At 66.8% G+C, this 12,595-nt stretch carries 13 protein-coding genes; 4 read left to right on the plus strand and 9 right to left on the minus strand.

What is annotated here, in order from left to right:
* Positions 1 to 69 precede the first annotated feature (69 nt).
* From G332_RS0104875 to G332_RS0104905, 7 genes are all read right to left on the minus strand, one after another.
* On the minus strand, positions 70 to 996 hold the full coding sequence (locus G332_RS0104875) for a metal ABC transporter substrate-binding protein (RefSeq protein WP_019625877.1): 927 nt from the start codon (positions 994 to 996) through the stop codon (positions 70 to 72).
* A 105-nt stretch (positions 997 to 1,101) separates the two neighbouring features.
* The gene (locus G332_RS0104880) at positions 1,102 to 2,424 is read right to left on the minus strand and encodes a hypothetical protein (protein ID WP_019625878.1); all 1,323 of its coding nucleotides are present in this window, start codon (positions 2,422 to 2,424) and stop codon (positions 1,102 to 1,104) included.
* A 149-nt stretch (positions 2,425 to 2,573) separates the two neighbouring features.
* Positions 2,574 to 3,077: a DNA-deoxyinosine glycosylase gene (locus G332_RS0104885; protein WP_019625879.1), complete on the minus strand. Its 504-nt coding sequence runs from the start codon at positions 3,075 to 3,077 to the stop codon at positions 2,574 to 2,576.
* Between the two features lie 12 nt (positions 3,078 to 3,089).
* Positions 3,090 to 3,572 (minus strand): Fur family transcriptional regulator, encoded by a 483-nt coding sequence (locus G332_RS0104890; protein ID WP_019625880.1) that lies wholly within the window; start codon positions 3,570 to 3,572, stop codon positions 3,090 to 3,092.
* 4 nt (positions 3,573 to 3,576) lie between these two features.
* Positions 3,577 to 4,599, minus strand: a complete 1,023-nt coding sequence (locus G332_RS0104895) for an alpha-L-glutamate ligase-like protein (protein WP_019625881.1) — start codon at positions 4,597 to 4,599, stop codon at positions 3,577 to 3,579.
* Positions 4,599 to 6,134: an inactive transglutaminase family protein gene (locus tag G332_RS0104900; RefSeq protein WP_019625882.1), complete on the minus strand. Its 1,536-nt coding sequence runs from the start codon at positions 6,132 to 6,134 to the stop codon at positions 4,599 to 4,601. The genes G332_RS0104895 and G332_RS0104900 overlap by 1 nt, the downstream gene beginning before the upstream one ends.
* A complete protein-coding gene (locus tag G332_RS0104905; RefSeq protein ID WP_026340610.1) occupies positions 6,131 to 6,625 on the minus strand; it encodes a RimK/LysX family protein in 495 nt (164 codons plus the stop codon). Before G332_RS0104905 ends, G332_RS0104900 begins: the two co-directional genes overlap by 4 nt.
* 164 nt (positions 6,626 to 6,789) lie before the next feature.
* Between G332_RS0104905 and ppsA the strand changes: the two genes are divergently transcribed.
* The 4 genes from ppsA to G332_RS0104925 all read left to right on the plus strand — a co-directional run bounded on the left by ppsA (position 6,790) and on the right by G332_RS0104925 (position 11,342).
* Positions 6,790 to 9,168 (plus strand): phosphoenolpyruvate synthase, encoded by a 2,379-nt coding sequence (gene ppsA, locus G332_RS0104910; protein WP_019625884.1) that lies wholly within the window; start codon positions 6,790 to 6,792, stop codon positions 9,166 to 9,168.
* Entirely contained in the window at positions 9,168 to 9,992 is an 825-nt protein-coding gene (locus G332_RS0104915; protein WP_019625885.1) for a pyruvate, water dikinase regulatory protein, read from the plus strand. Before ppsA ends, G332_RS0104915 begins: the two co-directional genes overlap by 1 nt.
* A gap of 196 nt (positions 9,993 to 10,188) precedes the next feature.
* Positions 10,189 to 10,752 carry a YggT family protein gene (locus G332_RS0104920; protein ID WP_019625886.1) on the plus strand — a complete coding sequence of 188 codons (564 nt, stop codon included), beginning with the start codon at positions 10,189 to 10,191 and terminating at the stop codon, positions 10,750 to 10,752.
* A gap of 137 nt (positions 10,753 to 10,889) precedes the next feature.
* Complete coding sequence (locus tag G332_RS0104925) at positions 10,890 to 11,342, plus strand: DUF4426 domain-containing protein (RefSeq protein WP_026340611.1); 453 nt, start codon at positions 10,890 to 10,892, stop codon at positions 11,340 to 11,342.
* 51 nt (positions 11,343 to 11,393) lie between these two features.
* Here G332_RS0104925 and G332_RS0104930 read toward each other — a convergent pair whose 3' ends face one another.
* Both G332_RS0104930 and G332_RS0104935 read right to left on the minus strand, forming a co-directional pair.
* Positions 11,394 to 12,056, minus strand: coding sequence for a sulfite exporter TauE/SafE family protein (locus G332_RS0104930; RefSeq protein WP_019625888.1), 663 nt, complete (start codon positions 12,054 to 12,056; stop codon positions 11,394 to 11,396).
* Positions 12,057 to 12,082: 26 nt separating this feature from the next.
* The gene (locus G332_RS0104935) at positions 12,083 to 12,556 is read right to left on the minus strand and encodes a TerB family tellurite resistance protein (protein ID WP_019625889.1); all 474 of its coding nucleotides are present in this window, start codon (positions 12,554 to 12,556) and stop codon (positions 12,083 to 12,085) included.
* Between the last annotated feature and the right edge of the window lie 39 nt (positions 12,557 to 12,595).

Below are 12,595 nucleotides of genomic sequence, written 5' to 3' on the forward strand. Positions count from 1 at the left end.
GGATGCAAATGATAACGGACCCGGAAAGGGGCTTTCCGGGTCCGTGGATACGGCTGGCCTTGCCAACCGTTAGCGTTGCGGAAGGGTTTGCGCCCAGGTGCTCATCAGCTCCAGGTACCCGTCCAGGCCGGCGTCGGCCGGCGGGTCCAGCGGGACGGCATGCGTCGGCCAGCCCAGGTTGCGTTCAAGGAACTCGGCCCCGCGCGGCGGCTGGAACTCGGCATAGAGGACAGTGCCTTCGGTGCCTTCGAGATCACCGACCAGTCGGCGCAGGTGGCGGGCGGTGGGCGGGATACCCGGGGCCGGTTCCAGATAGCCGACGACCTCCACCGGCAGCCACTCTTCCAGATAGTCCAGATCCTCGTGGTAGACCACGATGCGCTGGTCCGGCGCGACTTGCTCGGCCAGTGCCTCGGCGTGCGCGCGCAGGCGTTCGGCGGTGTGCTCCGCGCGTTCCATGAAGGTATCGGCGTGCTCCGGGCGCAGTTCGCCCATGCGCTGGCCCAGGGCCAGGGCCAGCTCGGCCAGACGCAGCGGGTCGCTATTGAAGTGGGGGTTCCCCTCGGCATGCACGTGCCCCATGTTTGGGCCATCCATGGTGATGGAGCGGCGCAGCTCGACCTGATCCGCGCCGCGGAAGTGGCCCGGCTGGCCGGAGTTGATGGCGCGGTTGTTGGCGCCGCGCTGGGCGGCCGGCAGCCAGCCTTCTTCGAGGCCGGCGCCCAGTTCCAGCAGCATGTCGGCGCGACGCAGCGCGGCCATGAAGCTGGGGCGGGCATCCAGGTAGTGCGCGTCGCGGTCCGGCGGCGCGAGTACGCGCACTTCGGCCTGGTCAGCGCCGATTTCGCGGGCCAGCACGCCCAGGCTGGAGGTGGTGGCCACAATGTTCAGCCCGGCGGCGGCCTGTGCCGGCAGCAGGGCGAGGGTGAGCAGGGTGGCGGCGACAACGGCCGCGAATGTGCGGGTGAGGTGACGACGAGTCTTGCGTGGAAACATGCGGGACTCCTTGGCAATGTAGTGTGGAATCAGGGGGCCGATGCTGGCGGGAGTGGCGGACACAGGATCGGGGCGCGGGCCCGACCGGACCCGCGCGGGTGAAAATCAGAAGCGATGGGCGCCATGGGCACCGAGGGCGACGTTCAGCTGCAGCAGGAACTCCAGCCCGCGGTCGCGGTGGCCATGGTCATCGATGAAATCATTCTGCGACAGCTGGGCGCGCAGGAACACCGGCTCCACCGGACGGAAGGTGACCTGGGCGCTGTGGCGATACGAGGTGCCGAAGGACGGGACGGTCGTATCGAGGCCATCGCGCTCGATCCGGCCTCGATTGGTCAGGCCCAGCGCCTCGGCACGCAGGCCGGCCTCCCAGCGGGGGGCAAAGCCGTATACGCCCTGGATGTAGAGGCCGTCCTGTTTGGAGGTTCCGCTACCCGTGATGCCATGGCGTTCATGGTTGGTATCAAACTGCCGGCGCTGATAATCGAGGTCGACTTCGCGGTAGAAGTACTCGCCCTGCAGCCGCCAGTCGCCGTGGCCGTAGGCGCGGCCGGAGCTGTACTTATAGACGGCGTCGATGCCGGCGAACCAGGCATCACCATCCCATTCCTCGAGCCCCGAACCATGTTCGGTTTGCTGCTGCCAGGTATCGGCATAGCCGCCGGAAATGCCGAACTGAGCCGCATGATCCGGGCCCAGGTCCGGCCCGAATTTGGCAAAGGCGGTGATCAGGCGGGGCCCGGACACATCGGAGAATGACGAGTGGATCGTGTCCCCGTCGCGGGAGTGCGAACCGCCCGCGCCTTCGTAGGGGATGAAGCTGTTGTCGCCCTGCAGGAGCTCGATGCCCAGCTGGGTGTAGGTCTCGGTCGGGGCGACCCAGGTGGCCTGGACGCCGGTCTCCTGCAGACCGTGGTCACCGAACAGGAATTCGTTCACCAGCGGGCGATCGACGAAGTCCCAGTCGTGCACATGGCGGCTGTTGATGTAGCCGATGTCCGACAGGAACCGGCCGGCCTTGACCTGAAAGCCGGCGGGCAGCCCGCGGGTGACCAGGTAGGCCTCTTCGACCTCAAGGTGGTCTTCGTCGAAGCCGATCATCACCACGCCGTCGAACAGGTCACCCAGGTTGGCCTCGAATACCAGTTCGCTGTGGCCGAGGTTGAAACCGTCGTCGAAGCCATGGTCATGACCATGGTCGTGGCCATGGCTGTGGCCATGATCATGGCCGTCGTCGAAGCCCGCCGGGTCGCTGATGCCCTCGGACAATTCGTTGAAATAGACGCCTTCCAGGATCAGCGAGATATCCAGGTCCCAGGCTGAGTCGTCGCCAGGGGCGGCCCATTGCGCGGCAGCAGCTCCGGGGGCGGCGAGGGTGAGGGCGGTCAGTCCGGCGAGTACGGGCCGGGTGTAGTGGGTGCGCGGCATTTCGGGCTCCTGGTTGGGGGCAACCCTCTGCACGGGGCAGTGAGTGCCGGTCAACGTGGGGTGAATCGTTATAGCGTTACAATATGGTAATGAACGTTATACAATAACGTTCCGCTTTTCAACCCGCAAAATCGAGTCCGGGACGGGGATTAGTCGCGGGGCAGGCCCGCGCGGGCAAAGGCTTCGGCCCAGGCTTCCCGCTTGGCGGCCAGACTCGTGCGCGCATTGGCCGGGCTGGTGGAAGGCAGGCGCAGCGCCTCGACGCCCAGGGCGCGGCTCTCGCGGATACGGCGCGCGCTCTCGGCGCCGTTGTGGAGGATCATGCGCAGGCCCGGCGCTTCGCGGGTCAGGCGTGCGAGATCGTTGGGGACGGCGTTGCGGATGGCGCTATCCAGGCTCCCTTTGCGCGTACAGGCGCCGTAGACATCCCACAGCCCGACGCCGTGATCGAGCAGGCGCTCGCAACGGCCGGGGTAGTCCAGTTCGGTGAGGGGTTCGCCCAGGATCTGGCCGACAATGAGCCAGAACTGGTTGCGGGGATGGGCGTAGTAGCCCCGGGCCTGCAGTGACGCGATGCCGGGAAAGCTGCCCAGGACCACCAGCCGGGTGTCCTCACGCAACAGCGGCGGGAAGGACTCCAGGGGGGGCGTCATCAGGGATGGTCCTCAGGTCGAATCCCGTGGCTGGCGGCGGCATTCTCCGCACTGGCCGTGCAGTTCCACCGTGCGCGACTGGATAGCGAAATCCTGTTCTGCCGCTGCGCTGTCGAGGGCACGGCTGACCGGTTCCGGGATGTGGAATTCGGTGATGCGGCCGCAGCCATCGCAGATCATCAATGCCGATTCGTGGCGCTCGCCCGGATGCGAGCAGGCAACGAATCCGTTCAGGCTCTCGATGCGATGGATCAGGCCCTGCTCCAGCAGGAAGGCGAGTGTGCGGTAGACGGTGGGCGGTTTGATGCTGTGATCGTCGGAGGACAGGGCGCGAATGAGGTCGTAGGCCTTGATCACGCCTTCGGTCCGCAGGATCTGCTCCAGGATGCGTCGACGCTGTTCGGTCAGGCGTGCCCCATGGCGGGCACACACGCGCTCGGCGTTGGCCAGGGCTTGTTCGATGTCCAGTGTCGGGGCGGCGGCTGCAATCGTCATGCGCCTAGGATAGCCCAAACTGCGTGCGTGTCGCGGCCGCGGGATCGCCGCTTGCGGCGGGACGGGCGAAGGTCGTGCCGGACCAGCGGGCGCGTTCCGTCGCCGCTTCGGTCGTACCGGCTTCCAGATGGGCATCCACGGTGCGGATGCGGTGGTCCAGGCCTTCGCCGTTGGCGATCTGGATGGCCAGTCCCGGGCGCGCGTTCAGCTCCAGGATCAGCGGGCCCCGTTCGGCATCAATGACCACGTCCACCCCCAGATAACCCAGCTGACTCAGCTCGAAACAACCGGCGGCCAGCTCCATCAGCGCCTCCCAGCCGGGTATTTGCAGACCGACGAGGCTGTGCTCGCTGTCCGGGTGGTTGCGGCAGGGCTGATTGTGGTGGACCCCGCCAGTCGTGCGTCCCGAAGCGAGATCGATCCCGGTACCCACTGCACCCTGATGCAGGTTGGCCTTGCCATCGGACTCATGGGTAGGCAGTCGGATCATCGCCATGACCGGGTAGCCGCGGTAGACCACGGTGCGGATGTCCGGTACACCCTGGTGCGCCACGGCATCGAACACCGACGAAAAGCGCACCCGCTGCTCAATCATGGCGACATCCGGATGCCCGCCCAGACTGTACATCCCGGACAGGATGTTGGAGATGTGATCGTCCAGCTCGGAGAGTTCCAGGGTGCGGCTGCCGGCACGCCGCGGTCGGTCGCCGCGCCAGCCGTCGATCACCAGGATGCCGTCGCCTGCGGCCCCGTGGGCGGGCTTGATCACGAAGCCCTGCTCGTGCTGGCGCAGTTCGCGCCGGATCTCGCGGATCTGGCGGTGGGTGCGCACGACCCCGTAGAGCTCGGGGACCGACAGGCCGGCATCCAGTGCGAGCTGCTTGGTCTGCAGCTTGTTGTCCACGCGCGGGTAAAAGCGCCGCGCGTTCCAGGCGGCAATGTAGCGGGCGTTGCGCGCATTCATGCCCACGATGCCCTGTTCCTTCAGCACGCGCGGGCGGACAAACCGGGGCAGCCAGCCGGGCATCAGCTGTCCCTCCGCATCGCGTCCTGGATGCGGCCGAAGCGGAACAGTTCGGTCAGGCGGTAGCCGGTGTAGCGTCCGAGCAGCAGGGTCATGGCCAGCAGTACCAGCAGCAGTTCCGGGAACACGAACAGCAAGTGCTCCAGCTGGCGGTTTGCCATCAGCCCGTAGGCGGCGGCCGCGACCACGAGGCTGCCGATGCCCTGGGTGATCGCGTCCGACGGGCCGTGTTCCTCCCAGACCACCGACATGCGCTCGATGGTCATGGCCAGGATCACCATGGGGAACAGCGACAGCGCCAGGGCCCGTTCGAACCCGAGGTGATGCGACAGGATGCTGATGCCCAGCATCAGCATGATCACCACGCTGACGACGGCCGCCAGTCGCGGTACCAGCAGCAGGCGCAGGTGTTCCAGATAGAATCGTACGCCCAGCCCAAGTGCCACGATCAGCGTGAACAGGATAATTCCCGCCAGCAGCTGGGTCTCACGGAAGGACAGCGCGATCAGTACCGGCATGAAGGTCCCGAAGGTCTGGATGCCGATCACGTTGCGCAGGAAGACGATGATCATGGCCCCCAGCGGCACCATCAGCAGTACGCGGTAGGTGTTCTGAGTGCCCAGCGGCAGGGCCAGTGTGGAGAAGTCGAGGATGCGGGCGTTGACCGTCTCGCCAAAGCGTTCCGCGGTGGCGAGCGCATCCTGCACGCTGCGCGACACGGCGAAGCGGATCTCGGCCTCGCGACCATTGCTGACCTCGAGCACGGGGTCGGTCCCGTGCGCCCATACGACCACGTCCTGCGGGTATTCGATCTTGCCGCTGAGCGGATGGATCGGCACCCAGCGGCGAGTGTTGTGGACCTCCAGCCAGACCTCGGGGCTGATATCGCGGCGGCCGTCACGCAGTGGCAGGGTGGTGACGATGCGCGCCGGGATGCGCGCTGTGGCCAGGAGGTCGATCAGGGTCTCGGCGCGGGCGCGCGGGTCGCCATTGTCCGCGACAAAGACCGCGGCATTGGAGGCGCGGGGCGCCTCCGCCAGGTCGTTCACCAGCACCGAGGCAAAGGTCTGAATGTCCGAGGAACGGGCGCGCACGTCCTCGATCAGGGCCTCGGCCGCGGAGCGGTGGGGTTCCGTCCATTCGGGCACGGATACCGGCCCCGGGTATTCGGCCTCGGAGCCGTCATCGCCCATCCGATAAAGCGTGGCGCGGTAGTACAGCACCTGCTCGCCGCGCGGCTGGCGGGTGGTCCACTGGGCAATGCGGTCATCACCGGCGCCGAGCGTGTTCAGGCCGTAGCCGCGCGAGACGAAGCCCTCGTCCAGCAGGGCGAAGTTGGGCAGGCGTTCGGGGATGCGCAGCTGGACATTGGTGGCGCCGCCGCTGGGCTGGTAGCGCACCCGTGCCTCGACCAGCCAGGTCTCGGCTGCCGCGCCCGGCGCGAGCGGCATGTTCAGCGCAAGCACCTTGTAGGCGAAGACTCCGAGCCCGATCGTGCTCAGCAGCACGATCAGGATCGGCAGGTGGAAGCGCTTCACTGTGTATTCGCCGGGCAGTCGGGCGCCAGCAGATGCTCGGCGCCGGAGTCCACCAGGATGTGGCCCGCCATGTGGCTGCGCCCGATCAGGGCCTGGTAGGTCAGGGCGGTACGGTCGATCAGGCTGGTATCCGCGGCCAGGCGCAGGCCGCCCATGCAGAACTCCATGCGCACGACGGGACGCTCCTGTGATTCCCCGCTGTGGCGGCGGATGCGTACGATACGTTCGATCGGTCGCTCCAGGGTAATGCGTGCGGTCTCATCGTCCGGGTCGATGATCTCGAAGCGGATCCAGTCCTCGCCATCCTTTTTGAAGCGCTCCTTGTTCAGCGCGTTCAGAGAGGAAGAGGTCGCGCCGGTATCCATGCGCGCCTCCAGCACGACATCTTCCTGGACGATACGGACGTTCTCCACCGCGCCCAGGATGCTCATGGAGGCCGCGGCCGCGTGGGCCGCGGCCGCTTGCGTCAGTAACGCAATGCCCAGCAGCATGGTGGACAGAAGCGGACGGAACAGGCTGAAACGAGGGGGAGCAGCGGTGGTCACACAATCTCTCTAGTATGCAAGTTGGGAAAGTTTAGCCGACCACGGTGGTTACCTCTTGTTAAGAGGGTCACAAAGCCGGTGGGCGGGGCCACATCCAAACAGGAGTTGCAATGCGCTGGGTAGTCGATCTTGCCGACCTGACCATGAACGATGTCGCGAAGGTGGGCGGCAAGAATGCGTCCCTGGGGGAGCTGCTCGGACAGATGGGCGCGGCCGGGGTGCGCGTGCCGGGCGGGTTCGCCACCACCGCGGATGCCTACCGCGCCCTGCTCGCCAGGGACGGGCTGGACGCGCGTATCAAGGCGCGCCTGGCGGATCTGGACATCGACGACATCGAGGCCCTGCGGGCTGCGGGGCACGAGGTCCGGGGATGGATCGAGCAGGCCGAGCTGCCGCCGGAACTGGAACAGGCCGTGCGCGAGCACTATGCGCAACTGGGCGCGGATGTCCCGGTTGCCGTGCGGTCCTCCGCGACCGCCGAGGATTTGCCCGAGGCCTCCTTCGCCGGGCAGCAGGAGACCTTTCTGAACGTGCGCGGTATCGACGCCCTGCTGCAGCGCCTGCGCGAGTGCTTCGCCAGCCTGTACAACGACCGCGCCATCGCCTATCGCGTGCACAACGGTTTCGCCCATGACGAGGTCGCGCTGTCCGCCGGTATCCAGCGCATGGTGCGCTCCGACGTCGGCGCCAGCGGCGTGATCTTTACGCTGGATACCGAAAGCGGGTTTCGCGATGCGGTGTTCATCACCGGGGCCTGGGGGCTGGGCGAGACGGTGGTGCAGGGCGCGGTGAACCCCGACGAGTATCAGGTCTACAAGCCGGCGCTGGCGGCGGGCAAGCGCGCCATCATTGGCCGCACCCTCGGCACCAAGGCGGTGCGCATGGTGTTGACCGGGGAGGGTACCCGCACCGAGGAGACCCCGGAGGACCTGCGCCAGCGCTTCTGCCTGTCGGATGCCGATGCCGAGCAGCTCGGGCGCTTTGCGGTGGCGATCGAGCAGCACTACGGGCGGCCCATGGATATCGAGTGGGCGCAGGACGGCGAGACCGGCGAGCTGTTCATCGTGCAGGCGCGCCCGGAGACCGTGGAGAGCCGCGTCGAGCTGGGCGCGGGCGAGCGCTACGAACTGGCGCCGCACGAGGCGGAGCCCCTGGTTACGGGCCGGGCGATCGGCGCGAAGATCGGGGCCGGTGTCGTGCGCGTGCTGGACTCCCCGGATGCCATGCACACCATGGAGGAGGGCGACATCCTGGTCGCGGATATGACCGACCCGGACTGGGAGCCGATCATGAAGCGCTCCGCCGCGATCGTGACCAACCGCGGCGGGCGTACCTGCCATGCGGCGATTATCGCCCGCGAAATGGGCATCCCGGCGGTGGTGGGCTGCGGCAATGCAACCGAGGTGTTGAGCGACGGGATGCAGGCGACCGTCTCCTGCGCCGAGGGCGACGACGGTCACGTGTATCCGGGCAAGCTGGAATATCAGGTCAGGAAGACCGACATCGGCGAACTGCCGGAGCTGCCGGTCAAGCTGATGCTCAATGTGGCCAACCCCGGCCGCGCCTACGCGTTCTCGCAACTGCCACACGCGGGCATCGGTCTGGCGCGGCTGGAGTTTATCATCAACGGCACCATCGGGGTGCACCCGCTGGCGCTGCTGGACTACGCCGAGGACCCAGGCCGGCTGGATGCCGAGGTACAGGAGCGCATTGCCGAGCGGCTGCATGGATTCGACGACGGCCCGCGCGAGTTCTTCGTGCGCAAGCTCGCCGAGGGCATCGCGACGCTGGCGGCGGCCTTCGCGCCAGAGCCGGTGATCGTGCGCCTGTCCGACTTCAAGTCCAACGAATACGCGCATTTGATCGGGGGCGCGGGCTACGAGCCGCAGGAAGAAAACCCCATGCTCGGCTTTCGCGGGGCCTCGCGCTACCGCTCGAAGACCTTCCGTCCCGCCTTCGCGATGGAGTGCGAGGCCCTGCGGCGGGTGCGCGACGAGATGGGCCTGGACAACGTGCAGATTATGGTGCCCTTCGTGCGCACGCTGGCCGAGGCCGCTGACGTGATCCATGTGCTGGGCGAGGAGGGCCTGCGCCGCGGCGAGAACGGCCTGAAGGTCGTGATGATGTGCGAAATCCCCTCCAATGCGCTGCTGGCGGCGCGGTTCCTCGAATATTTCGATGGCTTCTCCATCGGGTCCAATGACCTGACCCAGCTGACGCTGGGCGTGGATCGCGATTCGGGGCTGGTGGCCGATTCCTTCGACGAGCGCAACGATGCGGTCAAGGCGCTCCTGAGCATGGCCATCCGGGCTGCACGGCGAGCCGACAAGTATGTCGGGATCTGCGGCCAGGCCCCGTCGGATTACCCGGAGCTGGCTGCCTGGCTGATGGGCGAGGGCATCGATTCGCTGTCGTTGAACCCCGACTCTCTGCTGTCGACCTGGGAGCAGCTCGCGCGGGTGCATGATCCGGATGACGGGCTGCGGTGATGGTGAACTACACCGCCCAGTGTCCGCAGGTCTATCTGGTCTCGGACGGAACCGGGATTACCGCGGAGACCCTGGCGCGGTCGTTGTTGACCCAGTTCCCGGAGGTCGACCCCGCCTGGCACCGATTGCCTTTTGTGCAGACCCCGGGGCGTCTGGCCGGGGTCTTTGCGCGGGCGGAGGCCGGGCCGCAACCGGCGCTGCTGGTGGCCACACTGGCCAATGCCGATCTGCGCGCCGAATTGCGGCACTGCCCGGTGCCGGTCATCGACGTCTTTGGCGAGCAGATCGAGCGTCTGGAGGGAACGTTGGGGTTGTCGGCGCAGTCGGTTTCCGGGCGCGCCCACGGCATGGGCGATGTCAGCCTCTACGATCGCCGCATCGAGGCACTGAACTACAGCCTGGCCCATGACGACGGCCTGACAGTACAGGACCTGTCGGTGGCCGATGTGGTGCTGCTGGGGGCCTCGCGTTCGGGCAAGACGCCGACCAGCCTCTATCTCGCGATGACCTTCGGGATGTTCGCGGCGAATTACCCGCTGGTTCCGGAGGACCTGAATCAGGGGGATGTCCCGCACATGCCAGAGGGGCTGCGGGGGCTGGGCGGGCGCCTGGTCGGATTGACGATCGCCCCGCAGCGTCTGGCGCAGATCCGCGAAGGCCGCCGGCCCGACAGCCGTTACGCCAGTCTGGCCCAGTGCCGGGCCGAGTGTGGCGCCATCCAGGACTTCTTCGATAGCTGGCAGATCCCGCATCTGGACGTGACCGAGCTGTCGATCGAGGAGATCGCCACCCGGGTGCGCGACTGCATGGATGTCCGGCGCTGAGATGCCATCGTGCTTGGAATCCCGCCGGGCTTGCTCGAGAATACGCGGGCTGAGCGGTCGGACCGCACGGGGCGCCCGTCCCGGGAAGTCCGGCCCTTGATGAGGCCCGACCACCCCGGTGCCCCCAACCCGGGCGGCACCGGGGTGGTCGGGCGTTGAGACGTCCAACGTATTCAGTGTCACCCGAGGAGTTCGCATGCCCGCCGCAGGAACCGGTCAAGAGATCGCCATCTTTCTCGTCAGCGTTGTCTTCGGGATCTATATCATCCTGTTGATCCTGCGTACGATCTTCGGCCTGGTTCGGGCCGATTACTACAACCCGCTTTCGCAGACCATCGTGATGCTGACCGATCCGCCGCTGCGGCTGCTGCGGCCGCTGATCCCGTCGCTGGGTCGGGTCGATCTGGCGGCGATCGTGCTGATGATTGCGCTCAAATGCATCGAGATCTGGCTGCGTGTGCTGATCGTCGGTCTTGACGCGGGGTTTGGTGTCATCTTCGTGGTGGCGATTCGCGAACTGCTCACCAGCGTGATCTGGGTATTCATCATCGCGCTGATCGTGGAGGTGGTGATGAGCTGGATCCAGGCCGGTGGTGGCGGGGCCGCAAACAATCCGATCATGCGCCTCGCTGGCGCCGTGAACCGCCCGCTTCTGGGTCCGCTGCGCCGTGCCCTGCCCAATACCGGCGCCATTGATTTCTCGCCGATGATCGCCCTGGTCGGGCTCTATATCCTGCTGATTATCGTGCGCTCTTTCTGATCCTGTCAGGGTCGGGCGGGGTGGTGCCCCGGGTTCCCGGTTCCATCGGCCGCAAAAATGGCTAGACTCGCAGGAGGGGTTCCTGGACACGAGCCGTCGCAGGGCCCCGCTTTCCCAATCAGGCAAAGGAGTCATCCATGGCAAGAATGCATCGGGTCTTTACCGGCCTCCTCGTCGCTCTGGCGGCGGTTGCTTTCGGCAGCTCGATCGCATCCGCCAACGAGGCGGAGTTCGACAATTATGTTGTCCACTACAACGTGATCAACACGACCTTCCTGTCCCCCGAGGTGGCGCGGGCCTATGACGTGCGGCGCAGTTCCAATCGGGCGATGGTCAATATCAGCGTGATGGAGCGTGGCGAGGAAGGCATGCAGGCGGTCTCCGCCGACGTGAGCGGCACCACCACCAACATGAATGACCAGATGCGCAGCCTGCGTTTCCGCGAGGTGCGGGATGGCGATGCCATCTACTTCCTCTCCGAGGTCACGGTGCGCAGCGGTGAGACGCTCGACTTCGTGATCGATATCCTTCCGGCGGGCAGCGAGCGTGAACTGCCGGTGCGTTTCTCGCGCGACTTCTTCGCGGACTGACCCGCGTTCTTCACCCCCCCTGAACGCTGCCCCGCCCGGACGGGCGGGGTATCACATCCATACGCCCAGCAGCATCCACAGGCCGTACAGGGCCACCCCGCCGCCGGCAATCCGGCGGACCCAGGGGCGGCGTACGAAGGCCGCCAGACGTGCGGCAAAGACCCCCATCAACAGGAGATTGGGTAGTGTACCCAGGGCGAAGGCACCCATCAGGGCGGCGCCTTCCAGCGCCCCGCCGGCCCCCAGGGACCAGGCCAGCACGCTGTACACCAGCCCGCACGGCAGCCAGCCCCATAGCCCGCCGACGACCAGGGCCTGCCCCGCATGGCGTACCGGAAGGAAACGACGGCCCAGGGGCTCTATGCGCCGCCACAGCACCCCGCCGGCCTGTTCCAGACGCGCCAGGATCGGCCACCAGCCCGCGAGATAGAACCCGAGCAGGATCAGGAATATCGCGGCGAAGCCCTGCAGGATGGCCTGGCCGGCCGGCAGTCCGCCCAGCAGGCTGGCCCCCAGCCACCCGGCCAGGGCCCCGGCGGCGACATAGCTCGCCATGCGCCCCAGGTTGTAGGCCAGCAACAGGTCCAGCCCCGGCCCGCGCCGGCCGTGGCCCATGGAAATCGCCCCGACGATACCGCCGCACATCCCCAGGCAGTGCACACCGCCGAGGATGCCCACCGCCAGTGCTGCCAGCAGAGTGCCCGGGTCACCCATGGGCGCGGCCCCGCAGACTTGCGAACTCAGTGCGGTTCGGCGGCATTGTTCAGCACCTCGTGCTTGGTTCGGATAAAGGTGGCATGCGGGACATAGAGCAGGTCCGCAAGATGCCGGATGACGGCCTCCTGACGCTTGTGCAGCTCCCGGTTCGCCCAGGCGGCACGCCACAGGGCGCGCATGATCGCGGCCTTCTGATCGGCATCGAAGGCCGCGTTGACCTCTCGCACCATGGGGTGGATGGAGATCAGCTCGTCGCTTTCCTCACGGGCGATCTCCAGCATTGCATCGGCGGTCTCGGTATCCAGCCGGAACAGGTCAATGAGACTGGTGCGCAGGGACTCGAGCTCCTGCTCGTGTAGCTGGAAATCGGCCCGGCAGACCTCCATGATCAGCGCCGCGGCGGCGCGCTGCAGGCGTTCCTCGGGTGCGCCCTCGGCATGATCACTGCGTTCGGCGCCCAGCAGGCGTTGCCAGTGGCTGCGTAGTTGTTCGATCACGTCCCGGTCTCCGTGGTTTTGCGCGGCGCGGGGGATTGC

Source organism: Thioalkalivibrio sp. ALJT (assembly GCF_000381825.1).
GTDB lineage: Bacteria > Pseudomonadota > Gammaproteobacteria > Ectothiorhodospirales > Ectothiorhodospiraceae > Thioalkalivibrio.